Origin of the sequence: Bacillus safensis FO-36b (assembly GCF_000691165.1) — a bacterium.
Classification (GTDB): Bacteria; Bacillota; Bacilli; order Bacillales; family Bacillaceae; genus Bacillus; species Bacillus safensis.
The window spans coordinates 446528-473473 of sequence record NZ_ASJD01000003.1; the positions used below are offsets into that span (position 1 = coordinate 446528).

Sequence of the window (26946 nt, forward strand, 5' to 3'; positions counted from 1 at the left end):
TTCTATGGTAAAATAAAATGTAAAAAGTCATAGGATGGCCATCCGAAAGAAAAGAATCATGGATGGGTCGGAAGGAGTTTTACTGATGGGAAGAGGATTGCATGTAGCTGTAGTTGGAGCGACTGGAGCTGTCGGTCAACAAATGTTAAAAACACTAGCTGACAGAGATTTTGAAATGGATACACTTACTCTACTATCCTCAAAACGTTCTGCTGGAACAAAAGTGACATTCAGAGGTCAAGAGTACACTGTTCAGGAAGCAACACCTGAAAGCTTTGAAGGAGTGAACATTGCATTATTCAGTGCTGGAGGAAATGTTTCTAAAGCGCTGGCTCCTGAAGCAGTCAAACGAGGTGCGATTGTTGTTGACAACACAAGTGCTTTTCGTATGGACGAAAACATCCCTCTTGTCGTACCAGAGGTAAACGAAAAAGATTTGCATGATCATCAAGGGATCATTGCAAACCCTAACTGTTCAACGATTCAAATGGTAGCGGCATTAGAACCGCTTCGTCAGGCATATGGAATGAAAAAAGTTATTGTCTCTACGTATCAAGCAGTATCAGGTGCGGGACATGAAGCCATTGACGAACTATACAGCCAATCACAAGCCATTTTAAATAAAGAGGATGTAACACCAGAAGTCATGCCTTATCAAATTGCATTTAATGCGATTCCGCAAATTGATAAATTCCAAGACAACGGTTATACATTCGAAGAAATGAAAATGATCAACGAAACGAAAAAAATCATGCATATGCCTGAGCTGGAAGTAGCTGCAACATGCGTAAGGCTTCCAATTGAAACAGGTCATTCAGAATCTGTCTACGTCGAACTAGAATCAAATGATGCAACAGTGGAAGACCTCAAATCAATTCTAAAAGATGCACCAGGAATTACGCTGCAAGATGATCCGTCTCAGCAAATTTATCCAATGCCAGCAGATGCTGTTGGGAAAAACGACGTATTTGTCGGCCGCATTCGGAAAGATTTGGACCGTCCAAACGGGTTCCATATGTGGATTGTATCTGATAACCTGCTTAAAGGCGCTGCATGGAACTCTGTTCAAATTGCAGAAAGCTTAAAAGCATTAAAATTAGTTTAACATTCAATGGATGATGAGGACGAACAGAAGAGAGTTAGGCATCTTTCGCCTGCTCTCTTCTGTTACGTCAGAATGAACTTGGAGTGAAAACAGTGAAAATAATTGTCCAAAAATTTGGCGGTACATCTGTCAAAGATGATCAAGGTAGAAAAAGGGCACTTGCACATATCTTATCTGCAAAAGAGAAAGGCTATAAGTCGGTTGTTGTCGTTTCTGCAATGGGACGAAAAGGCGATCCCTATGCGACAGATACGCTGCTCGGTCTGCTTTACGGCAGCGCGCAGCATATGACAAACAGAGAAAAAGACTTACTTGTTTCCTGCGGGGAGAATATCTCAGCTGTTGTGTTTTCAAGTATGCTGAATGAAAACGGTCTAAAGGCTGTAGCGATGACTGGAGCTCAGGCGGGCTTTGTGACAGATAAGGAGCATACAAGTGCGAAAATTATTGACATGAAGTGCGAACGTCTGGAAGCAGCACTGTCTGAACATGATGTTGTCGTTGTCGCTGGGTTCCAGGGAGCGGCGAAAAATGGAGACGTGACAACAATCGGACGAGGTGGCAGTGATACGTCCGCAGCAGCTTTAGGCGCTGCATTGCAGGCAGACTTTATTGATATTTTTACAGATGTAGAAGGCGTTATGACAGCAGATCCCCGCATTGTTGAAAATGCAAAACCGCTGAGAGTCGTGACATATACGGAAATTTGCAACCTCGCATATCAAGGGGCAAAAGTCATTCACCCGCGAGCTGTTGAAATTGCGATGCAGGCAAAAGTACCAATGAGGGTCCGTTCAACATACTCTGATGATGAGGGCACGCTCGTTACATCACACTACTCAGATAAAATGAGCCATGATGTGTATGACCGCCTCATTACGGGTATTGCACATGTCAATGATGTGACACAAATCAAAGTCCCTGCAAAAGAAGGTCAGTACAGCGTACAAACAGAGGTCTTCAAAGCAATGGCAAACGCACAAATCAGTGTCGACTTCTTCAATATCACACCGAGTGAAATTGTGTATACAGTGACAGGTGCAATGACTGAAAAGGCAACGTCGATCCTAAAAGATCTTGGCTATACACCAATTGTGACAACAAATTGTGCGAAAGTATCAGCTGTTGGCGCAGGCATTATGGGTGTACCAGGTGTCACATCTAAAATTGTAACGGCTCTATCCGAGCAAAACATTCCGATTTTACAATCGGCTGACAGTCATACGACCATTTGGGTGTTAGTGAACGAAGAAAACATGAGAGCGGCTGTCAATGCCCTGCATGAAGTGTTTGAACTTTCAAGATAAATGTGATTGAATCATGATGAGGTGAAAAAAATGAATTTCGGAAATATCGCAACAGCTATGATTACACCTTTTGATAAAAAGGGCAACATCGATTTCCAAAAGCTATCAATTCTCATTGATTACTTGTTAAAAAACGGCAGTGACTCCTTAGTCGTTGCAGGGACAACAGGCGAATCGCCAACTTTATCGAATGAAGAAAAAGTCGCTCTTTTTCAGCAATCGGTCAAATTAGCAAATGGTCGTTGTAAAATCATTGCAGGAACAGGCAGTAATAATACAAATGCGTCTATCAAACTAACGAAAAAAGCAGAAGAAGCGGGCGTTGATGCAGTGATGCTTGTCGTACCTTATTACAACAAGCCATCACAGGAAGGCATGTATGCACACTTTAAAGCCATTGCCGAGTCTACATCTCTTCCTGTCATGCTTTACAATGTACCAGGAAGAACGGCTGCGTCATTAGCACCAGAAACAACGATTAAGCTTGCGCAAATACCTAACATTGTTGCCATCAAAGAAGCAAGCGGCGATCTCGATGCCATGACAAAAATCATTGCAGAGACGCCAGAAGATTTCGACGTATATTCAGGGGACGACAGTTTAACACTTCCGGCTGTATCTGTTGGTGCAAAAGGAGTTGTCTCGGTTGCGTCTCATATCGTAGGACTGGATATGCAGCAAATGCTGAAAAGCTATGCTTCAGGCCAGACAGCGAATGCAGCTTTGATCCATCAAAAGCTGCTTCCAATCATGAAACAGCTTTTCTCAGCGCCAAATCCAACACCTGTCAAAACAGCCCTTCAGCTGAAAGGACTAGATGTCGGATCTGTTCGTCTTCCGCTTTTGCCTTTGTCAGAAGAAGAGAGACTGGATTTAAGCAGCGTTTTAAACAGCTGATCAAAACAAAAGATTTCGTAAGCGGTCATTCTCAGATGTCCCTGAGTATGACCGTTTTTTATACATAAACACTTTCTTAAAATGTGACTTCATCTTGTTTTCTAAAATTAGATTCAGTTATAATAGCATTAAGCGATGATGGACGGGCTTGAGACTAGGAGGATAAGAATTTTGAAAAAGAAAAATACAGAGAACGTAAGAATTATTGCACTCGGAGGCGTTGGAGAAATCGGAAAAAACCTATATGTCATTGAGATTGATTCGGACATATATGTAGTAGATGCAGGTTTAATGCATCCAGAAAATGAAATGCTGGGCATTGACGTCGTCATTCCTGATATCTCTTATTTAACAGAGCGTGCTGATCGGGTGAAAGCAATTTTTCTTACCCACGGACATGATGAAGCAATCGGAGGCGTATTCCATTGCTTGAGCAAATTGTCTGTACCAGTCTACGGAACGAAGCTGACCCTTGCGTTACTTCGAGAAAAATTAAAGCAGTATGGCTTCAATCAAAAAGCTGATTTGCGTGAGGTACATGCAAAATCAGTTATTACTTTTGAAACAACAAAAGTATCGTTCTTTAGAACGAATCACAGCATTCCTGATTCAGTTGGGATCAGCTTCAAAACCTCTCTTGGTTCAATCGTATGCACAGGTGATTTTAAATTTGATCAAACCCCAGCGCTTAACCAAGCCTGTGACATCGGAGAGATTGCGAAAATTGGAAACAACGGCGTTTTAGCACTACTTTCAGACAGTGCAAATGCGGAAAAACCAGGCTATACACCTTCTGAGGCGCTCGTCCAAGACGAAATCTCAAATGCGATGTACAATGCTGAAAATCGTGTGATTGTTGCTGTGTCTTCATCTAATATTAACCGCGTGCAGCAAATCATTAATGCAACAAATCAAAATGGCCGTAAGCTTGCCGTTGCAGGGAAAAATATGATGACAACCCTTCAGCTGGCGATCAAGCTGGGTTATGTTACAGCAGACGAAGAATTATTTGTACCCGTTCAAGAAGTGAAGAAAATGGCGAAAAACGACGTGGTCATCCTGACCGCTGGAAGCCACGGAGAGCCGCTTGCTGCTTTAACAAAAATGGCGAAGCAAAATCACAAACAGCTTCATATTGAAAAAGATGATACAGTTGTGATTGCATCTACACCTCTTCCTGGACAAGAACTCACATACTCTAAAACAGTGGATTTCCTTACAAGGAGCGGAGCACAAGTCATTTTTGCGCAAAAACGTGTACATGTATCTGGACATGGGTGCCAAGAAGAGTTAAAGCTGATGCTGAACTTACTAAAACCGAAGTATTTAATTCCGGTGAATGGCGAATATCGTATGCAAAAAGCACATTCTCGTATTGCTGAAGAAGTAGGTATGAAACGAAGTGACATTTTCTTGATTGATAAAGGAGATGTTGTTGAGTTTAGAGGACAGAACGTCAAAATCGGTGAAAAAGTTCACCAAGGAAACATTTTGATCGATGGTCTTGGCGTTGGTGATATCGGAAACATCGTGTTACGCGATAGACGTCTATTGTCTCAAGACGGTATCTTGATTGTTGTCATTACGCTCGATAAACAAAAGAAACAATTAATTTCTGGACCTGAAATCATCACAAGAGGATTTGTCTATGTAAGAGAATCCGAAGAGCTGATTGTGAAAGCAACAGAAATGGTCAAAGAGATTGTCAAAGAGCAAACGGAAAACTCAATTGTTGAATGGTCAACATTGAAACAATCCATGCGCGATGTGCTAAATCAATTCCTATATGAAAAAACAAAACGTAAGCCGATGATCATTCCAATTATTATGGAAGTGTGATGATAAAGCCCAAGGAGCATAAGCTCTTTGGGCTTTTTAGATGTGGCATGAGGAATGCGGATGGAATATGCCCTATTTGTTCATAATAGGAGAAGAGTTTGAGGAAAGGATGGAGACAAATGGACGAAAAGAATGAACAGCAGCCTGAGCGAAAGCCAGAAGAAAAAGACAGCATTATGAGCAAAATACAGCAGCTTGGTGAAACAGCCGTTCCGCAGCTGCCACAAGATACAAATATCCATTGCCTCACCATTATTGGACAAATTGAAGGCCACATGCAGCTTCCACCGCAAAATAAAACAACCAAATACGAACATGTCATTCCACAAATCGTAGCTGTTGAACAAAACCCGAAAATAGAAGGTCTTCTGATCATCTTAAATACAGTAGGAGGAGATGTTGAAGCGGGACTCGCGATTGCAGAAATGCTTGCTTCTTTATCGAAACCAACTGTCTCGATTGTGCTTGGCGGCGGCCACTCGATAGGTGTCCCGATTGCTGTATCATGTGACTATTCGTATATTGCAGAAACAGCCACAATGACCATTCATCCTGTGCGATTAACAGGTCTTGTGATTGGCGTTCCGCAAACCTTTGAATACTTAGATAAAATGCAGGAAAGAGTCATTAACTTTGTTACAAGCCACTCCAACATTACAGAAGAGAAGTTTAAAGAGCTCATGTTCTCAAAAGGCAATTTGACGAGAGACATCGGAACAAATGTCGTTGGTCATGAGGCAGCAGAATACGGACTCATGAATGAAGTGGGCGGCGTAGGACAAGCGATTAAAAAGTTGAACGAACTTATCGGAGACAGGGCATCTCAAAACGAGGGGCTGATCCAATGATTTTATATACGCCTATGCCATATGAAGCCATTTACGCTGAGGAACAGGGAGAACGCAAGCTCCAGCAGGTAAACATTCAAGGTGTGCCAGTGATGGTTGAAATGAAAGAAGATGAAGCAGAAATCGTTCAAGTCATGAGCACCAATCCAATGGATTTTCTCAATCAAGAGCTTGCACCAGGCAAGCGATTGAAGTTACATTTAGGCACCAATCAAACCGACTCATATGAATGATTCTATGCTATAATAAAGGGAAAACTTACAACAAGATGCAGCCAAAACCAGGCTGCTTTCTTTCTGATCTTTCGGTAGGTTATATTTTCTTTCGTAGTAAGGTGATGAGTATGGCTAAAAAGAGAAAACGGAAAACGAGAAAAAAACAAAATAAACAGCTAAAACTGAAATATGAATTAAATGGGTTAGTCTGTATTGCCATAGCGATCATTGCCATTTTACAGCTGGGCGTTGTTGGACAAACCTTTGTACATCTATTCCGATTTTTTGCAGGTGAATGGTTCATTCTCTGCCTTATCGGATTATTTCTTTTTGGTGTGACGATTTTCTGGAAAAAACAAATCCCAGATATTTTAACAAGAAGAAAAGCAGGTCTCTACTGCATCATTGCGAGTATCTTGCTTTTGTCACATGTGAAGCTCTTTCAGCATCTTTCATCTGCTGGTGTCATTGGCTCTCAAAGTGTGATTAGAAATACATTTGAGCTCTTCTTGATGGATATGAAAGGTGAAACAGGATCGCCTGATTTAGGGGGCGGCATGATCGGAGCCGTATTGTTTGCTGCTTCTTATTTCTTATTTGCACAAGCAGGCTCGCAAATCATGGCGATTGTTCTGATGCTGATTGGAATTGTCCTGATTACAAACCGATCCCTTCAGGAAATGGTGAAAAAAGTGACGATTCCTCTATCACAATTTATGGTGAAGCAGTGGAAAGCGTTTGTTGAAGATATGAAAGGAATCAGGCAGGCGAAAAAGAGCGCGTCCTCTCAGAAAACAGGTGAAAAGAAAAAACGTTCACGCATTCAAGAAGAAGAAGACGAGGATGATCTGATCTTGATCGAAGAGGAAACGCCGTCTTCTGATAATAGCCAGCCGATTATTTCAAGCTTTGCAGATAGAGATGACATTCTCACCCCGACGGTTCAAAAAAAGCAGGCGGCAAAAGAGACAGCGCCTCTTCAGGACTCTGTGCAAAGTGCACCAGTTCAATCAGATACAGTCGATGAACCAAAAGAGGCACCGCCGATGACATTTACAGAACTTGAAAACAAAGATTACGAATTGCCGTCACTTGATATTTTGGCAGAGCCCCAGCATTCAGGTCAGCAAACAGATAAGAAAAATATTTATGAAAATGCCAGAAAGCTTGAAAAAACATTTCAAAGCTTTGGTGTGAAAGCAAAAGTCACACAGGTTCATTTAGGTCCAGCTGTGACCAAATATGAAGTATATCCAGATGTCGGCGTGAAGGTCAGCAAAATCGTCAATCTAAGTGATGATTTAGCCCTCGCGCTCGCAGCAAAGGATATTCGAATTGAGGCTCCGATTCCTGGTAAATCAGCCATAGGCATCGAAGTTCCGAATGCAGAAATTGCTATGGTTTCATTAAAAGAGGTATTAGAATCGAAGCAAAATGACCGTCCAAATGCTAAGCTCCTCATTGGACTCGGCCGTAATATCTCGGGTGAAGCTGTGCTTGCTGAAATGAACAAAATGCCGCATTTGCTTGTAGCAGGTTCGACTGGAAGCGGAAAAAGTGTGTGTATCAATGGTATTATCACAAGCATTCTCATGAGAGCGAAGCCTCATGAAGTGAAAATGATGATGATTGATCCGAAAATGGTTGAATTAAATGTGTATAACGGTATTCCGCACCTTTTGGCTCCTGTCGTAACTGACCCTAAGAAAGCCTCGCAGGCACTGAAAAAAGTAGTCAGCGAAATGGAACGCCGCTATGAATTGTTTTCGCATACGGGGACAAGAAATATTGAAGGATATAATGATTACATTAAACGGATGAATCAAACAGAAGATGCTAAACAGCCAGAGCTTCCTTATATTGTTGTCATTGTAGACGAGCTTGCAGATTTAATGATGGTCGCTTCCTCTGATGTGGAGGATTCCATTACAAGGCTTTCTCAAATGGCACGTGCTGCGGGAATTCATTTGATTATCGCCACACAAAGACCTTCTGTCGATGTCATTACAGGTGTCATTAAGGCCAACATCCCGTCCCGCATTGCCTTTAGCGTATCCTCACAAACAGATTCAAGGACGATCCTTGATATGGGAGGCGCAGAAAAGCTGCTGGGCAGAGGGGACATGCTGTTTTTACCTGTTGGTGCAAACAAGCCGGTTCGTGTGCAAGGCGCCTTTTTATCAGATGAAGAAGTGGAGCATGTTGTGGATCACGTGATCACACAGCAAAAAGCTCAATACCAAGAGGAAATGATTCCGAGCGAAGAAACGCAGGATCAGCTTGCGGCTGTGGAAGATGATCTGTATGATGAAGCAGTTGAATTGATTATCGGCATGCAGACGGCTTCTGTTTCTATGCTGCAAAGAAGATTCCGCATCGGTTATACCCGGGCGGCACGTCTCATTGACGCAATGGAAGAGCGGGGCGTGGTAGGTCCATATGAAGGAAGTAAACCGAGAGAAGTTCTTCTCTCAAAAGAACAATATGACGAGCTCTCTTCATAATTGAAGAGAGCTTTCCTGAAAAATAGTAAACGATAGTATGATTATGTTAACTGGATGTCAGACTATTTATTTATTTGCAAAAACATGATATAGTTATGTTCAACTTATCTCGGAATAGAGATTTCTCATCTTATCATTTGTATTGATTAGACGGAGGGAAAACATGTCGACCAAAACAGACAATCGCCATTTATATTTGAAAGTGATTGACCGTATTAAAGAAGATATTCAAACAGGTGTATATGCCGAAAAAGAAAAGCTGCCTTCTGAGTTTGAGCTCTCAAAACTTTTAGGTGTGAGCAGAGCGACACTGCGTGAGGCCCTTCGTATATTAGAAGAAGAGAAGTATTTAATTAGAAGGCATGGGGTAGGGACTTTCGTCAATTCAAGACCACTTTTTTCGACAGGCATAGAACAGCTGACAAGCGTCACGAAAATGATTGAGCAGGTCAATATGACGCCTGGCACCATCTTTTTATCCTCGCAAGAAGGGGAGCCAACAGAGAATGATGTCATTCGTTTTCAGTGTGATAAATCTGATGGGATTTTTTCAATGGAACGCGTTCGAACGGCAGATGGGCAGCCAGTTGTTTATTGTTTAGATAAAATTCCGGTCAAACATCTTCCCGCTTCTTTTACACATGAAGAAGAGTCTCTTTTTGAGCTGTTTGGAAGAGAACCGCACAGCGGGATTAAATATGCAGTTGCTGACATTGAACCAATTGGCTACCACGATCAGGTCTCACCGATTCTAGATTGTGACCCTGAAACGGCGTTATTATTACTGAAACAAATGCACTATGATCAGGATGATCAGCCGGTCTTATACTCCCTCAATTATTTTCGAGCGGATAAATTCAGCTTTCATGTCATACGCAAACGATTTTAACAAGCAGTCGCTTCCATAGGCGTCTGCTTTTTGTTTGCCCATACATAATACTCGTCAAACTTGCCACACTAATACGTAACAGTATATAGAATTGGGTGAATGATGTTGGGCGAGAAAACAGTCAGTAAAAAGAATATCATTGCATTATCATCAGTCCCTCTAATCATGACACTAGGGAACTCGATGTTAATACCAGTATTGCCAGAGATAGAAAAGAAACTCTCGATTACTTCCTTTCAAGTCTCTCTCATTATTACGGTATATTCGGTTGTAGCCATCTTATGTATTCCAATCGCCGGTTACTTATCAGACCGGATTGGGCGGAAAAAGGTACTGCTGCCGTGTCTTTTAATCGCCGGACTTGGAGGAGCTGTGGCAGCAGTCGCCTCAACGATCATGAAAGAACCTTATATGTGGATTCTGTTTGGAAGGGTCCTTCAAGGTATTGGTTCAGCTGGAGCCGCACCTGTCGTTATGCCGTTTATTGGAGATTTGTTTCATGATGATGAAGAGGTCAGTGCAGGACTTGGCGCCATTGAAACCTCTAATACAGCAGGTAAGGTACTAAGCCCTATTATTGGGGCACTTCTTGCTTCATGGTTTTGGTTTGTGCCGTTTTGGTTCATCCCGTTCTTTTCGATCATCAGCTTTCTCATGGTACTGTTCATGGTAGAGTCGGCGAAAAAAGAGGAGGACCCGCCTACATTTAAAGAATTTTTAAAATCAACAAAGACCATTTTTAAGCATGAGGGACGCTGGCTTTATGCCATTTTTGCTATTGGCGGTTTTATTATGTTTCTTCTTTTTGGTGTGCTTTTTTACCTATCCGATAACCTAGAGGCGGCTTATCAAATAAAGGGCGTCAAGAAAGGGCTCTTGCTGAGTATTCCGCTCCTTTTTCTATCAATCAGTTCCTACATTGCTGGAAAAACGATTGGAAAAGAAAAAGGAAAAATGAGAATCTTTTTAATTGTAGGGATGGCTTTGTTATCACTTTCTTATATTTTTTTATGGTGGAATCACAGCTTTTACGTATTGTTTATCTGTTTAAGCATTGGCGGAGTGGGCATCGGTATTGTGCTGCCTGCACTTGATGCGCTGATTACAGAAGGAATTGAAAAAGAGCAGTGCGGTACCATTACGTCATTTTATAGCAGTATGCGTTTTATCGGTGTTGCTTTAGGACCTCCGATTTTTGCCTATCTAATGGATAAAGGGGACTCCATTGTTTTTATTCTCTCGACCATTTGCAGTCTCATCTCACTATTTTTGGTCCTCTTTTTCATCCAGCCAGATGAAGAGGATGAGAGTGAACAATTAAAAACGGTTTAAATATAGAAAAAAGATGGTATTTTGCCATCTTTTTTCTTTTTTATAAATTGACATGTAAAATTTTGATAGTTAAACTAATGTATAGTAATATCTTTTAAATTATCCCAAATTGGAGGTGTTCAAAAACATTCATTTTCTGTCTTTCTTTAGGCAGAAATTGAGCTCGCGTGCTGATGATGGAGATATGCTTCTTCAACACGAAAGGACAATTGAATAGGTCATCCTGCCATTTGAAGGAGACGCAGTCAGCACTTCAGACACGCTCAAATACAGCAAATTGATTGAAGAAGTAGAAGGAGCTTGAAGCAGCTATGTTGCAAATAATTAAAGCAAGATGGATTGTATTAGTGGTGTGGATGATAACAGCTGTGATTCTGTTTATTACTGCGCCCGATTTAGAGGAATTAACAAGAGAAAAAGGGCAATTAAAGGTTCCGGAGGGGACACCAACAGCTGAGGCACTTCACCTATTGGATAAGCTGTCAGATAAGAACGGGAAGAAAGATACAGGTGTGCTTGTATTCTCCGAACAACATCTGTTCCCTGCGAAAGAGCAGGAATTAAAAAAGGCTTTAGCTGCACTCATGTCAAATGCCCCAGAACTCCACATTGACGGAATTACTTCGTATTTTCATGTAGATCCGGACATTCAAAAACAACTTTTATCAAAGGATAAAAGTACACTTCTTGTTCCATTCAAATTCGACCACTACGAAACAAAAGCTGTGAAGATTAAAGAACAAATTGAGGAAGTTTTAAAGCACTATCATGTCTCATATGAAATAACGGGTCAAAAGTTTGTGGATTCAGATGTCATTCAAAGCTCTCAACAAGGTCTGAAGAAAACCGAACTTATCACGATGATTTTTATTTTCTTTATTTTAATTATTGTTTTCAGATCGATATTGGCACCTGTTGTTCCGCTCATTACGATAGGCATTTCTTACGCTGTCAGCCGGTGTATTGTGGCTTTTCTCGTAGAATATACACAATTTCCTCTATCTAATTTTACTCAGATTTTTATGGTAGCCATTATGTTCGGTATCGGAACGGATTATTGCATCCTGCTGTTAAGCCGTTTTAAAGAGGAGATCGGTCAAGGCCGTGATGTCAAAGAGTCGATTATCGTCACGTATCAATGTGCAGGGAAAACGGTATTTTTCAGCGGCTTAGCCGTGTTAGTCGGCTTCTCAAGTATTGGATTTGCTAAATTCCAATTGTATCAATCAGCCGTTAGTGTTGCCGTTGGAGTAGGCATTCTGCTGATTGCCCTTGTCACCATCGTTCCCTTTTTTATGTCTGTTTTCGGAAAATCTCTATTCTGGCCATCTAAAAGAGAAAACATTCGGCACCCGCAAAGTAAAATGTGGGAATGGGCTGGGCGTTTTTCATTTAAAAGGCCGCTGATCAGCTTAGGGTTAGTCGCTCTTATTACGGTACCTCCTATTCTGATGTACGACGGGACCCTATCTTATAACAGTTTAAATGAAATTGGGAATAAATATGAGTCGGTGTCTGCATTTAATACGATATCAGAGCAATTTGGCTTTGGTGAAGCGCTGCCGCTGAATGTGCTTGTCGAAAATGATGATAAGCTAGATAATCAAGAAAAGATTGTCATGATTGAAAAACTGACTCGTAAATTAAATGACATTGACGAAGTCAAAACAGTCCGCAGTGTCACGCGTCCTGTTGGGGACGGGCTGAGCCAGCTTTATGTCACCTCTCAAGCGAAAGAGCTGGGAGGAGAACTTGGCAAAGGCCATGAAGGAATCGGGAAAATTTCAGATGGCTTGACCGAAACAAATCTCGCTCTTCTCAAACAAAAACCAAAAATTGAAGAATCCGCTCAAGGCATTGACCAGCTGATTGATGGAACAAAAGCAATCAAAAGCGGTGTCGGAGAAGTCAGGGAATCCCTAATCTCTTTAGAAGATGGGGTGAGACGCAGTAAGGAAGGCGTCGGCACCATTCGAAGTAAAATCAAAAAAGCGAAAAAAGAATTAGAGCAAGAATATCGCAGCAGCGAAACGATGATTCAAGAGCTAGAGCGTGTGGTGAATACACTTGAACGCCATGCGAAATCGAATCAGCAGCTGATGACAACCATTAAGAAAGTAAAAGCATCCTATGAAAATCTATCATTTGAAGCACTAGAAAATCGTCTTCCAGAAGTAAAAGACATGGATGAATATAAAGAAATCAAGAAGGTATTCAAAGAAACAAAAGGAATGCTTGATCAAGCAGGGGATCAAATGAGTGTATATGAAGAGGAAGCCGCTCATTTTAAGCAAAAGATCAAACAGGCAGATCAAGTGCTTCAAACCTTATCAAGCAAGCAAAAAGAAGTAAAACGCCAAGTGCAAGCGCTCATGGACGGGCTTGATCAAATTTATGACGGCCTTGACCAAACAAATGAGGGCCAAAAACAATTGATTAAAGAAATGCCTAAAATCGAAGATGGTGCAGATCAGCTGACAGAAGGCCAAAAAGCCATCAAAAAAGGATTTAGCCAGCTTTCATCGAAACTTACGTTATTAACAGATGGATTAGATGAAAGTATTGAAGGGCTTGAGCAGGTCAAAAGCGGCTTCACCGAGGCTGACGGCTACTTAAAGCAGCTTCAGCAAGCGCCAGATGAAGAAGTAACGGGCTGGTTTATTCCAGAAGAAGTGCTGAAACGCCAAGAATTTAAGCAAATCTTTCATACGTATATGTCTCCAGATCGTAAATTAACGACTTTTGAAGTCATCTTAAATGTGAATCCATACAGCAATGAAGCGATGAAAGGTGTCGCGAAAATTGAGGAAACCCTTGATCAATATTTACCTGTAAGTGGACTCAAAAATGCCAAATACGGGGTATCTGGTATCTCAAGCTTAAATGTGGACTTAAAAGAAACGTCTGACGGTGACTTTATTCGAACTGTTATCTTCATGTTAATTGGTATTTTTATTATTTTAATTATTTTATTACGGTCAATCGTCATGCCGATATACTTAACACTTTCACTGATTTTAACGTATTTTACATCAATCGGTTTAACAGAATGGATCTTTAAAACATTTTTTGGCTACGATGGTGTCAGCTGGGCTGTCCCATTTTTCAGCTTTGTCATTCTTGTGACGCTCGGGATCGATTATTCCATCTTCCTCATGGATCGTTTTAATGAATGGAAGGGAGAGCATGTACAAGCATCGATGATATCAGCGATGAGAAATATGGGTTCTGTCATTATTTCTGCAGTGGCCATTTTAGCAGGTACGTTCGCTGCTATGCTGCCATCAGGAGTATTATCGCTTGTTGAAATTGCAACGGTCGTACTCATTGGACTTTTATTATATGCTTTTGTTGTATTGCCCCTCTTTATTCCGGTCATGGTTCGTATTTTTGGTAAATGGAATTGGTGGCCGTTTAGAATGAAATAACGACTGGCGTCTCTGCTATGAGCAGAGGCGTTTTTATTTCCTATCCTTTCCTCTGATTGATATAATGTCTATTAAATGGCTGTTTCACGTATATATCAGCCATGTTCTAATACATAATAAATAGGATGAACAAAGGAGGTTTCTCATGACGTACTTACAAGAGAAGACACTGGACACACCCGGTCTTCATACTCATATTGTCAAAACAGAAAAATTCAAAACCGTGACAATCCTTTTTAAAATGCTTGCACCGCTATCCAAAGATGACGTCACCATGCGTTCTCTTTTCCCGCATGTGCTGTTGAGAGGAACAGAAAAGATGCCCAAAACAGGCGCACTGCGTGCCTATTTTGATGAGCTCTATGGAGCAACCGTTTCGGCAGACATGGCAAAAAAAGGTGAGAATCACATCATTACCTTCCGCCTAGAAATGGCGAATGAAAAATATTTAAAGGATCAAACTCCTTTACTAGAAAAAGGGATTTCCTTACTATCCGACCTATTATTCCACCCGTATGTTGAAGATGGGGTGTTTAGTCAATTATATGTGGATCAAGAAAAACGCACTTTAAAACAGCGAATTCAGGCAGTTTATGATGACAAAATGCGTTATTCGAACTTAAGACTCGTGCAGGAAATGTGTAAAGGAGAACCATATGCACTGCACGTCAATGGTGAAATGGAAGACATTGACGCCATCACAGCTCACTCGCTCTTTGAAGCTTATGAGCATGCGCTTCAATCAAACCAGCTTGATCTTTATGTTGTCGGAGATGTTGACGAAGAAGACATCAGCCGAATGGTCTCCCAGTACTTTAAAACAAGTGAAAGAGAACCAGTCAAAAAGCAGACTGAATCAGCAAGACCTCAAAATGAACCAAAAGAAGTCATTGATGAAGAGGACGTGAAACAAGGCAAGCTGAATATCGGCTTTCGCACACATACAACGATTGCAGATAAAGATTATCCGGCACTGCATTTGTTTAATGGCATATTCGGCGGTTTCTCGCATTCTAAGCTTTTCATTAATGTTCGGGAAAAAGCAAGTCTTGCGTACTATGCTGTGTCTAGACTTGAGAGCTTTAAAGGCTTGATGATGGTGATGTCAGGAATTGAAGTCGGCAACTACCAGCAGGCAGTGGACATCATCAAAGAACAATTTGAAGCGATGCAAAAAGGTGATTTTTCAGATGAAGCAATTGATCAAACAAAAGCAGTCGTCAAAAACCAGCTGCTTGAAACGATCGATACGTCTTATGGAACAGCAGAATATTTGTATCAGCATGCCGTTGTGCCAACTGGGGAAACCCTTGATTCCTTTTTAGAAGCATTAGACCGAGTGACAAAAGAGGACATCATCAAAGTGGGTCAGAAAATCGAATGGGATACGACCTATTTTCTTAAAGGAACGGAGGGTGCTTCATGACAGTGAAAACAATTCAATTCGATCAGCTGCAAGAAACGGTCTATCACGAAAAAATGGAAAGCGGACTTGACGTCTATGTGCTGCCAAAGCAAGGGTTTAACAAAACCTATGCGACCTTTACAACAAAATATGGCTCTGTCGATAACGAATTTGTGCCGCTTGGAAAAGAAGACATGATTCGAGTGCCTGACGGAATTGCCCATTTCTTAGAGCATAAGCTGTTTGAAAAAGAAGATGGAGACGTGTTTCATACTTTTAGTAAACAAGGAGCATCCGCAAACGCTTTTACAACGTTTACAAGAACGGCTTATTTATTCTCAAGCACCTCAAATGTCGAACAGAACCTTGAGACACTCATTGATTTTGTTCAAGAGCCTTATTTTACTGAAAAAACAGTCGAAAAAGAAAAGGGCATCATTGGTCAAGAGATTAACATGTATGATGACAATCCGGACTGGCGTTTATTCTTTGGTCTGATTGAAAATTTATATCAAGAGCATCCTGTGAGAATAGATATTGCTGGAACAGTAGAGAGCATTGCCCCTATTACAAAAGATCATTTATATGAATGCTATGAAACGTTCTATCACCCGAGCAATATGCTTCTATTCGTTGTCGGGCCTGTTGATCCGAAGCAAATTTTAGATCAAGTCAGAGCGAATCAGGCGAAAAAGCCATTTACAGACCAGCCGGAGATCAAACGAAAAGACATCAATGAGCCTGAAGGTGTATACCGGAAAGAATACGAACTTCCAATGAACGTACAAGGCTCTAAATGTATGTTCGGTTTGAAAACAAAGAATCCGCATAAAAAAGGAAATCAGCTGCTAAAGCATGAGCTTGGGATGAATCTCATTTTAGAGACGCTGTTTGGCAAAAGCTCCTTACAATATGAACAGATGTATGAAAAGGGCTTAATTGATGAAACATTCAGCTACGATTATACCGAAGAAGGCGGTTTTGGCTTCACTTCAGTTGGCGGGGATACAAATGATCCTGATCAACTCGCAAAGGTATTAAAAGAAACCCTTCTTCAAGCAAAAAGCCTCATGACAGAAGAGAAAATTGAGCTTGCACGCAAGAAAAAAATCGGCAGCTTTTTAAAAGCCATGAATTCTCCAGAATATATCGCGAACCAATTTACTCGATATGCATTCTTAGACATGAGCTTATTTGATGTCGTCACAATGCTGGAACAAATTCAATTAGCTGATATTCAGCAAATTTTAGATGAAGAAATTGATGAAGAACGGATGTCTGTTTTCAAAGTCGTCCCAAAAACAAAATAAATTTAAAAAGACAAACTCATATCGGCAGAGTTTGTCTTTTTTATGTTCATTGAAAAAGCCGCTTTATTTACGAGGATATTCATTGACATTTGTTTTGGATATTAGTTAAACTCTTTAATAGTTAAACACTTAAACTAAAAAGGAGCAGCGTATGGAACAAAATAAAATTGCCCAGCTCATCCAGAGGTATGCAGATGTCTATCTCTGGATGGAGAAAAAAGTCTCGAGTATGATCACCGAAAAGCTTGATAAAGAGCTGACGCTTGATCAATATTACTCGCTTCGATACATCAATTTACATCCAGGGTGTACATCTACGGACCTTGCTTATGTATGTAATGTAAACAAAAGTGCTGTAACATCCATGACCAACCGTCTTTTTACGAAAAACTATATTTTTCGTGAACATGATCAAGCTGACAGAAGGAATGTTCATCTGTACGTCACGCCAGAGGGCAAAGAAGTGGTCAGCCGAATGGAAAAGCAGCTTCAAGACTTAGTTCGGTCTTATTTTGAAAAGCTTGAAGAAAAAGAAATGGAATCATTTATTCAAACATATGAAAAGATCTATCAAGTGATCATCGAAGAGGAGGCACAAAGTACTAATGAGAGCAATCATAAAGGGTAGATGGCTGATCACGATCCTGTGGGTCGTATTAGCGGCAGTGTTACTCATCACCGCTCCTAATATGGCGCAATTAACAAAAGAAAAGGGGCAAATTTCTGTACCAGACGGCTATCCGTCCTCATATGCCAATCAGTTATTAAAGAAAATGTCTGAAAACGGCGATACAGAAAAATCAATCGTCATTGTCTTTCAAGAAAAGAACATTGTGAAAGAAAGAGAAACATCTTTAAAAAAGGCAATGGATATTTTAGAAAAGGATCAAGATCTCCACATAGAGGACATTACTTCTTACTTTGAAGCCAATAAAGATATCAAAAAACAAATGCTCTCTAAAGATCAAACGACACTCCTTGTTCCAGTTACATATGACTCAAACAAAATCAAAGCGTCCGATTTTAAAGAAAGAGTCAATGAAAAGCTGAAAAGCTTAAATCTGAAATTTGAAATGACAGGGCAGCCGTTAATTGATGATGATGTTATTACAAGTTCGCAGGAAGGCCTGAAGAAAACAGAATTCATTACGATTGGGTTTATTCTCGTTGTCCTTATTCTTGTCTTTAGGTCAGCTGTGGCGCCTTTCGTTCCGTTAGTCGCAGTGGCACTGTCTTACTTGGTGAGTCAATCAATCGTAGCTTATTTAGTGAAATATGTAGACTTTCCGCTCTCGACCTTTACTCAGATCTTTATGGTCGCGATCATGTTTGGAATTGGAACGGACTACTGCATACTGCTTCTCAGCCGTTTTAAGGAAGAGATCGCACACGGTAAAGATAAAATTGAGGCGATTCTGATTACGTATAAAACAGCAGGAAAGACCGTCTTATTCAGCGGAATTGCGGTTCTGATCGGTTTTACATGTATTGGCTTGGCACAATTCCAGCTTTATAAATCAGCTGTTGCAGTAGCAGTTGGGGTTGCTGTGCTCATTGTGGCTCTTCTCACGATTGTGCCGTTCTTTATGGCAGTTTTAGGAAAGGTGTTATTTTGGCCGATTAAAGGCGATATTGCCCACCCGCAGTCAAAAATGTGGGAAACAGCAGGCCGTTTTTCATTTAAGAAACCGCTTTTCAGTTTATTAATTGTAGGAATCATTACGCTTCCGCCAATTCTCATGTATAAAGGAACTCTTTCTTATAACAGCTTAGATGAAATTGGTAATAAATACGAATCGGTTAACGCATTCAATACCATTTCTGATAAGTTTGGACCGGGTGAAGCACTTCCGGCAACAGTGGTTGTGAAATCATCTGACCTTTTAGACAACAATGAAGGGCTGATTGCCATCGAAAAACTCAGCCGTGCAATTGAACAAACAGATGGCGTCAGCAAAGTCAGAAGTGCCACCCGTCCTGTCGGTAAAGGGCTGAGTGATCTGTACGTAAAATCACAAGCCAAAGAACTGAACACAGGACTTGATAAAAGCAATGAAGGCTTGAAAAACATCCAAGATGCACTGACGACAATGAGTCAATCCATTGAGGATCAAACGCCGCAAATCAAATCATCAGGAAAAGGCATTAACAAATTGATTTCTGGTACAGAATCTGTGCAAACAGGGATTCAAAATGTTGAAAAATCCTTAAGAAAATTGCAAAACGGCATCGACCAAAATAAAAAAGGTGTAGCAGCCATTAAAGATGAAATCAAAGGTGCAAAAAAGGAATTAATGGCTCAAGTCGCACAAGTGAATCAGCAAGTTTCACTGTATAAAAGCATTTCCAAAGAATTAAAGGCAGCATTAGCGCAAGTGGATACGTCATCCTCTGCCGCAGCAGATGTAAAAGCGTTAATCAAACAAGCAAATACACAATTTAGTACCCTTGAAAAGCAAATCCCGCAGGTAAAAGAAAATCAATCGTATCAAGCGATTAAAGCTTCGTACAATGAACTTTCTGCGACTTTGCAAGAAGGGGCGAAACAGGCAGACAGCTATGCCAAACAAGCGAAAGAAGCTAGAAAGCAGCTTGAAGCAGCTGATGCCTTTATCGCAAAAGCTTCTGAGCAGCAAAAAGTCTTGACAAATCAAATCGATGAACTCATTGCTGGCTTAGATGCAGTTGAAAATGGACTGGATCAAACGTCTAAAGGTCAAGGACAATTAGCTGATAATATGCCAAAGCTTGCAAATGGAGCGGGCGACATCATGAATGGCCAAAAGCAAATGAAAGAAAAGATTGGCGGCTTTGGGGATAACCTGACCAAGCTGACAGACGGTCTGAACAAAAGTGTGAAAGGATTGGAGAAAATTTCAAGCGGCTTAATGGGTGCAGGTGACTACTTAGACGAACTGAAAAATGCACCAGATCAAGATATGACCGGCTGGTTTATTCCAAAAGACGTCTTAAAAAATAAAGCATTCAAGCAAGTATTTGATTCATACATGTCAGATGACCGCAAGATGACAAAAATTGATGTCATTTTAGAGAAAAATCCATATGGAAATGACGCCTTGTCGATAATTAAACAAGTGGAAGCTTCTGTCGAGCGGGCACTTCCTGAAACAAACCTAAAAGATGCGTCATTTGGCGTCTCAGGTGTATCAAGTATGAACGCTGATCTAAAACAGCTGTCAGACCAAGATTTCAATAAGACAGTTCTTTACATGATGATTGGTATTTTCCTTATTTTGGTGATTTTGTTCCGTTCGCTTGTCATGCCGCTTTACTTGGTAGGTTCACTCATATTGACTTACTTTACAGCAATCGGTGTAACAGAATTTATTTTCACCCATTTCTTCGGATATCCTGGCATTAACTGGGCAGTACCATTCTTTGGATTTGTCATATTAATGGCGCTCGGAGTCGATTATTCGATTTTCTTAATGGAGCGGTTCAATGAATATAAAACAAAAGACATCCAGTTTGCCATGACTGAATCAATGAAAAATATGGGATCTGTCATTATGTCTGCTGCTGTTATTTTGGCAGGTACATTTGCCGCAATGCTTCCATCCGGTGTGCTGTCTCTCCTGCAGATTGCAACACTTGTCCTCACAGGACTTTTACTGTACGCACTCGTTGTGCTACCATTATTCGTACCTGTGATGGTGAAATTGTTCGGATCAGCCAACTGGTTCCCATTTAAACGAAAAGAATAGGTATTCTATATAGAAAGAAGGAATCAATGTGACGAGTCGTTGGGCGCTGATAACAGGTGCCAGTGGCGGGATTGGGCAGGCAGTTGCCAAAAAGCTTGCCCAAGAAGGCTGCCATGTGATGCTCCATTATTATAAAAATGAACAGGCAGCTGTGCGCCTCGCCGCTCATTTGGATGAGGTATATTCCATTCAAACGCATGTCGTTCAAGCAGATTTATCTAAAACGGGAGGAGCAGATGAGCTTGTCAGCCGTCTGCCGCTCTGTCCAGATATTCTTGTTTTAAATAGCGGCAGGAGCCATGTCGGATTGGTGACAGACACAGAAAAAGACGTATTAGCCAGTATGGTGCAGCTTCATGTCACAAGTCCATATGAGCTTACCCAATCCCTTTTACCTGCCATGATTCAAAAGAAAGCAGGCCATATCATTGCGGTCAGCTCGATATGGGGAGAAACGGGAGCATCGTGTGAAGTGCTGTACAGCATGGTCAAAGGTGCGCAAAATGCATTTATAAAAGGATTAGCAAAAGAGCTTGCTCCAAGTGGAATTAGAGCAAATGCTGTCTCGCCAGGTGCTGTCAAAACAGACATGATGAATCGTTTTACGCAGGAAGACATCGCGATGCTGGAAGAAGAAATTCCGCTTGGCCGGCTTGCATCGCCTGAGGAGGTTGCAGATGTCATTTGGTTTCTCGCCTCAAAACAGTCAAGTTATATCACCGGTCAAATTTTATCTGTCAATGGCGGCTGGTACTGTTAAAAAACGTGTATAATTCGTCTCTCCATGACAAAAGCTATGGCTGTAATTCATCTTTTCGAATGGAGGAATCGACATGTCTGTACTTGAGAACTGGGACCATTGGAAAAACTTTTTAGGTGATCGCTTAAATCATGCGCAGGATAAAGGTTTAGAGGATGAGACCATCAATAACCTTGCGTATGAAATTGGCGGATATCTAGCTAACGAAGTTGAGGCAAAGAACGAGCAGGAAAGAGTACTTGCTGACCTTTGGAGCGTTGCATCAGAAGATGAGCAGCGTGCCATTGCAAATATGATGGTCAAGCTGGTTGAAAATAATAGCTCGCACTAAACAAAAAGAGAGGTCGTTTGTGCCTCTCTTTTTATTTTAACCGTTTCACAACATTGTGCTTTCTAAAAATGTGAAAATGCTTTATGATAAAGGAAGGTAAAAATTTGCCACAATGAAGGGGGTAATATCATTTGGCAAAGCTCGAATGGTATTTTGAATATGAGATACAGGTAAACCGTCCCGGACTTTTAGGAGACATTTCTTCTCTAATGGGGATGCTTTCAATTAATATTGTGACAATCAATGGTGTTGATGTATCAAGACGCGGAATGCTTTTACGCTGTGACCACACAGATCAAATTAAGCGGCTTGAATCAATTTTAAATACAATGGAAACGATAAAAGTAACGAAATTAAGACAGCCAAAGCTTCGTGACCGCTTAGCTGTTCGTCATGGAAGATACATACAGCGTGATGCGGATGACAAAAAGACGTTCCGTTTTGAAAGAGACGAGCTCGGTCTTCTTGTTGATTTTATGGCTGAACTCTTTAAAAAAGAAGGACATAAATTGATTGGGATTCGCGGAATGCCGCGTGTCGGAAAAACAGAATCAATTGTGGCTTCAAGTGTTTGTGCAAGCAAGAGATGGCTGTTTGTATCATCAACTCTTTTGAAACAGACGATCCGAAGTCAGCTGATCGCAGATGAATACAGCCCAGATAACGTCTTTATTATTGATGGGATTGTGTCGACAAGAAGAGGTTCTGAGAAGCATTTGCAGCTTTTAAGGGAAATTATGAGACTGCCGGCAACGAAGGTGGTCGAGCATCCAGACATCTTTATTCAAAATTCAGAATATACAATGGATGATTTCGACTATATCATTGAATTGCGGAATAGCGCAGACGAAGAGATTACATATGAACACGCTGAAGAACCACAAGTGTTTGATCATTCTGGTTTTTCCGGCTTCGATTTTTAATATGGTAATGGTAGGTGTTTGTTTTGACTGAATTGGGAAAACGGCTCGTTGAGGCCAGAGAGGAAAAAGGGATGTCGCTGGAGGATCTGATGGCGGCTACCAAGATCCAAAAGCGCTATTTGCTAGCAATCGAACAAGGAAACTATGATATTATTCCAGGTAAATTTTACGTCAGAGCGTTTATTAAACAATATGCCGAAGCCGTTGGACTGAATCCTGAACAATTGTTCGAAGAATTTCGTAAAGATGTTCCAAGCACGTATAACGATGAAGTATCTGATAAATTATCGAATATTAAGCCGCAAAGAGAGCTGCCAAAGCCTGCCTCGAAAGTGCTTGAACTATTGCCGACAATTTTAATTATTGGAGGCATCATTGTGGTCATCGCCATCATCTATGTGATCGTGCAGGCGGTCAATCATGATAGCGGACAGAAGAATAATCAGGCGGCCCCTCAGCAATCAGAATCTAAATATGAAGTATCTGAGGATTCATCTCTTGCAAAAGATCAAAAGAAAAAAGAAAAAGCTTCATCAGATGATAAAGAAAAATCATCTAAAAAAGAAGATTCATCAAAAGATGATGAAACGGTATCTTTAAAGGCGACGAATACAGAAGGCTCGACGACAACGTATGAAGTATCAGGTGCTGACGAAATGGAGTTAACCATTTCTGCCTCGCAAGCTTCATGGCTGCGCGTAAGAGACGAATCTGGAAAAGTGCTGAAGATGGGTGAACTAAAAGATGGCGAATCGTTTAAAACAGACCTGTCTGATCTTTCTCAGGTCGATATCCGTCTAGGCAATGCGTCTGGAATAGATATCAAGGTAAATGACGAGACACTTAAGTACGAATTAGACCCTAAGAATACCATGACACAAAACATTGTGATTGTGAATAAAGGAAAGGAAAAGTCATCTTAAGCAAGTAGATGACTTTTCTTTTGTTCCTACTATTATATACATAAAAAATTGCATTATTGGAGGATTGGATTTCATGTTTAACTTACCGAATAAAATAACCCTTTCTAGGATCGCCTTGATCCCTGTTTTTATGATTATTATGCTTGCACCGCTAGATTGGGGTGTTGCGCGCTTTGGCGACGTCAGCATCGAAGTGACGCACCTTGTTGGAGCGATCCTGTTTATTGTCGCTTCAACAACTGACTGGATTGATGGATACTACGCACGTAAGCTTAATTTAGTGACGAACTTTGGTAAATTTTTAGATCCGCTTGCAGATAAATTGCTTGTTTCAGCTGCTTTAATTATACTTGTTCAATACAACCTCACACCGGCATGGATGGCGATTGTGATCATCAGCCGTGAATTTGCTGTAACTGGTCTAAGGCTTGTATTAGCCGGAGGCGGTGAAGTAGTGGCAGCGAATATGCTTGGAAAGGTGAAGACATGGGCGCAGATCATTGCGATTTCAGCACTTTTACTGCATAACCTGCCGTTTGAACTTGTGTCATTCCCGTTTGGTGATCTAGCGATGTGGGTAGCGGTGTTCTTCACTGTTGTCTCAGGCTGGGATTACTTTGCAAAAAACTGGGAAGCTTTAAAGAATTCTAACTAAAAAGGACGTGTACGCTTTGAAGTCAGAGAGAAAAGCAGAAATTATTGCAGTCGGTTCCGAACTATTGCTTGGGCAAATTACGAATACGAATGCACAATTCATCAGCAAACAACTAGCCGAAATTGGTGTGAATGTTTATTACCATACAGCAGTTGGTGACAATCCAGAGCGTTTAAAACAGGCCATTCAGGTGGCGCAGGAAAGATCTAATTTTATTATCTTCTCAGGTGGTCTTGGACCAACCAAAGATGACTTAACAAAAGAAACCATTGCGAGCTCGCTTGGGAAAGAGCTTGTACTAAATGAAGAAGCATTTGAATCGATTCAAGACTACTTTCTAAAGACCGGACGCGTTATGTCACCGAACAACCGTAAGCAGGCACTCGTTCTAGAAGGGTCTGATGTGCTCGTGAACCGTTTCGGGATGGCCCCGGGTATGTTTGTTCAAGAAGACGATACGTTTTATATGCTTCTTCCTGGACCGCCAAGTGAATTGCACCCGATGTTTGAAAACGAGGCAAAGCCGCTGATTTCTGAGAAACTTGGCTTAAAGGAAAAGATCGTGTCTGTTGTTCTGCGCTTCTTCGGAATCGGTGAATCGCAGCTTGAAACAGACCTAGAAGATTTAATTGACGCTCAAACGAATCCGACAATTGCACCACTCGCATCTGACGGTGAAGTGACGCTAAGGCTGACTGCTAAGCATGAGGATGAAAAAGAAACAGAGCGTCTGTTAAAAGAAACAGAAGCGCAAATTTTGGCGCGGGTAGGTGAGTACTTCTACGGATATGGGGATACATCACTTGTCCGCGAAGCATCCAAAGCCTTGCACGAGCACGGAAAAACAGTAGCAGCAGCAGAAAGCCTGACTGGCGGAATGTTCTCCGAATGGCTGACAGATCTCGAAGGAGCATCATCCATTTTGAACGGAAGTGTGGTTTGTTATACAAACCAAGTCAAGCAGCAGGTACTTGGCTGCCGGGAGGAAACATTGTCTTCCCATGGTGCTGTCAGCAAAGAGTGTGCTTTAGAGCTTGCTGAAGGAGTTAGAAAGCTGACCGGAAGTGATATTGGCATTAGCTTTACGGGTGTAGCAGGGCCTGATACCCAAGAGGGTCAGCCTGTTGGAAAAGTGTTCATTGGACTATCTACGAAAGACCAGACGGACGTGTTTGAATGGATGTTTACAGGCAGCCGGTCGGGCATTCGAAAGCGTGCTGTGAAATATGGTCTGCATCACTTACTCAACTTATTAAGAGAGAGTTAATTTTGTTTTTTGTTAGGTTTACTCCTTTATAAAAGAGCGTTTTTTCTAATAGAAAATACTCTTTTCTTAAAAAATCTGCCAAGAAAAAATCGAATATGTGTTCGTTTTTTTCTTGGCAAATGACGTAAAACAAGGTATAGTATAGATAGTGGAATTGATAAAGGAGGAAACAATAGAATGAGTGATCGTCAAGCAGCCTTAGATATGGCTCTTAAACAAATAGAAAAACAGTTTGGTAAAGGCTCTATTATGAAACTAGGAGAGCAAACAGATACACGTATTTCAACAGTACCTAGTGGTTCGTTAGCACTTGATACTGCGCTTGGAATAGGCGGATATCCCCGCGGCCGTATTATCGAAGTATATGGTCCAGAGAGTTCTGGTAAAACGACAGTAGCCCTTCATGCCATTGCTGAAGTTCAGCAGCAGGGAGGACAAGCTGCATTTATTGATGCAGAGCATGCACTCGATCCAGTTTACGCTCAAAAACTAGGTGTCAACATTGATGAACTGTTACTTTCTCAGCCGGATACAGGAGAGCAAGCACTTGAAATTGCAGAAGCTCTTGTCCGAAGCGGGGCAGTTGATATTGTTGTTATTGACTCTGTAGCTGCTCTTGTACCAAAAGCAGAGATTGAAGGAGACATGGGTGATTCACACGTTGGTCTTCAAGCACGTTTGATGTCCCAAGCGCTCCGTAAACTATCAGGTGCCATCAACAAATCAAAAACAATTGCCATCTTTATCAACCAAATTCGTGAAAAAGTTGGTGTCATGTTTGGTAACCCTGAAACAACGCCTGGTGGACGTGCGCTGAAGTTCTATTCGTCTGTTCGTTTAGAAGTGCGCCGTGCTGAACAGCTGAAACAAGGCAATGACATTATGGGGAATAAAACGAGAATTAAAGTGGTCAAAAACAAAGTAGCACCTCCATTCCGTATTGCCGAAGTAGATATTATGTACGGTGAAGGGATCTCAAAAGAGGGAGAAATCATCGACCTTGGAAGCGAGCTGGATATCGTACAAAAGAGCGGTGCTTGGTATTCTTACCAAGAAGAACGTCTTGGACAAGGCCGTGAAAATGCGAAACAGTTCCTAAAAGAAAATAAAGATATCATGCTGATGATCCAGGAGCAAATTCGCGAACACTACGGTTTGGATACAAACGGAGTGAAAGCAGCTGAAGAAGAAGGACAAGAAGAATTGGAGTTTAATGACTAAAAAGACTAAAAGACGCTGAAAAGCGTCTTTTTTTTACATTTACATGACAGCTGGCAGGTCAA

Annotated in this window: 21 protein-coding genes; all 21 read left to right on the forward strand. The window is 41.2% G+C overall.

Annotated elements, in window-relative coordinates; all coding sequences use genetic code 11:
• Positions 1-85: 85 nt before the first annotated feature.
• The 21 genes from asd (at position 86) to recA (ending at position 26884) form a co-directional block, all read left to right on the forward strand.
• On the forward strand, positions 86-1105 hold the full coding sequence (gene asd, locus BA81_RS10115) for an aspartate-semialdehyde dehydrogenase (RefSeq protein ID WP_024427010.1): 1020 nt from the start codon (positions 86-88) through the stop codon (positions 1103-1105).
• A gap of 92 nt (positions 1106-1197) precedes the next feature.
• A complete protein-coding gene (dapG, locus tag BA81_RS10120) occupies positions 1198-2412 on the forward strand; it encodes an aspartate kinase (RefSeq protein ID WP_034281880.1) in 1215 nt (404 codons plus the stop codon).
• A gap of 30 nt (positions 2413-2442) precedes the next feature.
• A complete protein-coding gene (dapA, locus tag BA81_RS10125; protein ID WP_024427012.1) occupies positions 2443-3309 on the forward strand; it encodes a 4-hydroxy-tetrahydrodipicolinate synthase in 867 nt (288 codons plus the stop codon).
• Between the two features lie 171 nt (positions 3310-3480).
• Complete coding sequence (rnjB, locus tag BA81_RS10130) at positions 3481-5148, forward strand: ribonuclease J2 (RefSeq protein WP_034281883.1); 1668 nt, start codon at positions 3481-3483, stop codon at positions 5146-5148.
• A gap of 119 nt (positions 5149-5267) precedes the next feature.
• Positions 5268-5996 (forward strand): ClpP family protease, encoded by a 729-nt coding sequence (locus tag BA81_RS10135; protein WP_024424124.1) that lies wholly within the window; start codon positions 5268-5270, stop codon positions 5994-5996.
• Positions 5993-6229, forward strand: coding sequence for a YlzJ-like family protein (locus tag BA81_RS10140; protein ID WP_008344712.1), 237 nt, complete (start codon positions 5993-5995; stop codon positions 6227-6229). The genes BA81_RS10135 and BA81_RS10140 overlap by 4 nt, the downstream gene beginning before the upstream one ends.
• 110 nt (positions 6230-6339) lie before the next feature.
• The gene (locus BA81_RS10145; protein WP_034281884.1) at positions 6340-8715 is read left to right on the forward strand and encodes an FtsK/SpoIIIE family DNA translocase; all 2376 of its coding nucleotides are present in this window, start codon (positions 6340-6342) and stop codon (positions 8713-8715) included.
• Positions 8716-8878: 163 nt separating this feature from the next.
• Entirely contained in the window at positions 8879-9604 is a 726-nt protein-coding gene (locus tag BA81_RS10150; protein WP_024424122.1) for a GntR family transcriptional regulator, read from the forward strand.
• Positions 9605-9706: 102 nt separating this feature from the next.
• Complete coding sequence (gene bcbE, locus BA81_RS10155; protein WP_227001732.1) at positions 9707-10936, forward strand: bacillibactin exporter BcbE; 1230 nt, start codon at positions 9707-9709, stop codon at positions 10934-10936.
• Positions 10937-11247: 311 nt separating this feature from the next.
• Positions 11248-14364, forward strand: a complete 3117-nt coding sequence (locus BA81_RS10160; RefSeq protein WP_034281888.1) for an MMPL family transporter — start codon at positions 11248-11250, stop codon at positions 14362-14364.
• 145 nt (positions 14365-14509) lie between these two features.
• Complete coding sequence (gene yfmF / locus BA81_RS10165) at positions 14510-15790, forward strand: EF-P 5-aminopentanol modification-associated protein YfmF (protein ID WP_034281889.1); 1281 nt, start codon at positions 14510-14512, stop codon at positions 15788-15790.
• Positions 15787-17079 carry an EF-P 5-aminopentanol modification-associated protein YfmH gene (gene yfmH, locus BA81_RS10170; RefSeq protein WP_025092606.1) on the forward strand — a complete coding sequence of 431 codons (1293 nt, stop codon included), beginning with the start codon at positions 15787-15789 and terminating at the stop codon, positions 17077-17079. Before yfmF ends, yfmH begins: the two co-directional genes overlap by 4 nt.
• Positions 17080-17230: 151 nt before the next feature.
• A complete protein-coding gene (locus BA81_RS10175; protein WP_034281891.1) occupies positions 17231-17707 on the forward strand; it encodes a MarR family winged helix-turn-helix transcriptional regulator in 477 nt (158 codons plus the stop codon).
• Positions 17685-20804, forward strand: coding sequence for an MMPL family transporter (locus BA81_RS10180; RefSeq protein WP_034281893.1), 3120 nt, complete (start codon positions 17685-17687; stop codon positions 20802-20804). The genes BA81_RS10175 and BA81_RS10180 overlap by 23 nt, the downstream gene beginning before the upstream one ends.
• Before the next feature lie 28 nt (positions 20805-20832).
• Positions 20833-21564 (forward strand): elongation factor P 5-aminopentanone reductase, encoded by a 732-nt coding sequence (ymfI, locus tag BA81_RS10185; RefSeq protein ID WP_051627347.1) that lies wholly within the window; start codon positions 20833-20835, stop codon positions 21562-21564.
• Positions 21565-21637: 73 nt separating this feature from the next.
• The gene (locus BA81_RS10190) at positions 21638-21895 is read left to right on the forward strand and encodes a DUF3243 domain-containing protein (protein WP_024424114.1); all 258 of its coding nucleotides are present in this window, start codon (positions 21638-21640) and stop codon (positions 21893-21895) included.
• Between the two features lie 131 nt (positions 21896-22026).
• Positions 22027-22818, forward strand: coding sequence for a DUF3388 domain-containing protein (locus BA81_RS10195; protein ID WP_003211480.1), 792 nt, complete (start codon positions 22027-22029; stop codon positions 22816-22818).
• A gap of 23 nt (positions 22819-22841) precedes the next feature.
• The gene (locus tag BA81_RS10200) at positions 22842-23741 is read left to right on the forward strand and encodes a helix-turn-helix domain-containing protein (protein WP_034281897.1); all 900 of its coding nucleotides are present in this window, start codon (positions 22842-22844) and stop codon (positions 23739-23741) included.
• 73 nt (positions 23742-23814) lie between these two features.
• Positions 23815-24396: a CDP-diacylglycerol--glycerol-3-phosphate 3-phosphatidyltransferase gene (gene pgsA / locus BA81_RS10205; protein ID WP_008358030.1), complete on the forward strand. Its 582-nt coding sequence runs from the start codon at positions 23815-23817 to the stop codon at positions 24394-24396.
• 16 nt (positions 24397-24412) lie between these two features.
• Entirely contained in the window at positions 24413-25663 is a 1251-nt protein-coding gene (locus BA81_RS10210; RefSeq protein ID WP_034281899.1) for a competence/damage-inducible protein A, read from the forward strand.
• Positions 25664-25840: 177 nt separating this feature from the next.
• Entirely contained in the window at positions 25841-26884 is a 1044-nt protein-coding gene (gene recA, locus BA81_RS10215; RefSeq protein ID WP_034281901.1) for a recombinase RecA, read from the forward strand.
• The last annotated feature ends 62 nt before the right edge of the window (positions 26885-26946 follow it).

What these genes read in the sequence shown, in the direction of transcription:
- pgsA (WP_008358030.1), top strand. Translation starts at nt 23,815, where the DNA reads ATGTTTAACTTACCGAATAAAATAACCCTTTCTAGGATCGCCTTGATC.
- BA81_RS10150 (WP_024424122.1), top strand. Translation starts at nt 8,879, where the DNA reads ATGTCGACCAAAACAGACAATCGCCATTTATATTTGAAAGTGATTGAC.
- BA81_RS10140 (WP_008344712.1), top strand. Translation starts at nt 5,993, where the DNA reads ATGATTTTATATACGCCTATGCCATATGAAGCCATTTACGCTGAGGAA.
- bcbE (WP_227001732.1), top strand. Translation starts at nt 9,707, where the DNA reads ATGTTGGGCGAGAAAACAGTCAGTAAAAAGAATATCATTGCATTATCA.
- yfmH (WP_025092606.1), top strand. Translation starts at nt 15,787, where the DNA reads ATGACAGTGAAAACAATTCAATTCGATCAGCTGCAAGAAACGGTCTAT.
- BA81_RS10175 (WP_034281891.1), top strand. Translation starts at nt 17,231, where the DNA reads ATGGAACAAAATAAAATTGCCCAGCTCATCCAGAGGTATGCAGATGTC.
- BA81_RS10160 (WP_034281888.1), top strand. Translation starts at nt 11,248, where the DNA reads ATGTTGCAAATAATTAAAGCAAGATGGATTGTATTAGTGGTGTGGATG.
- dapA (WP_024427012.1), top strand. Translation starts at nt 2,443, where the DNA reads ATGAATTTCGGAAATATCGCAACAGCTATGATTACACCTTTTGATAAA.
- BA81_RS10135 (WP_024424124.1), top strand. Translation starts at nt 5,268, where the DNA reads ATGGACGAAAAGAATGAACAGCAGCCTGAGCGAAAGCCAGAAGAAAAA.
- yfmF (WP_034281889.1), top strand. Translation starts at nt 14,510, where the DNA reads ATGACGTACTTACAAGAGAAGACACTGGACACACCCGGTCTTCATACT.
- BA81_RS10190 (WP_024424114.1), top strand. Translation starts at nt 21,638, where the DNA reads ATGTCTGTACTTGAGAACTGGGACCATTGGAAAAACTTTTTAGGTGAT.
- asd (WP_024427010.1), top strand. Translation starts at nt 86, where the DNA reads ATGGGAAGAGGATTGCATGTAGCTGTAGTTGGAGCGACTGGAGCTGTC.
- BA81_RS10145 (WP_034281884.1), top strand. Translation starts at nt 6,340, where the DNA reads ATGGCTAAAAAGAGAAAACGGAAAACGAGAAAAAAACAAAATAAACAG.
- BA81_RS10180 (WP_034281893.1), top strand. Translation starts at nt 17,685, where the DNA reads ATGAGAGCAATCATAAAGGGTAGATGGCTGATCACGATCCTGTGGGTC.
- recA (WP_034281901.1), top strand. Translation starts at nt 25,841, where the DNA reads ATGAGTGATCGTCAAGCAGCCTTAGATATGGCTCTTAAACAAATAGAA.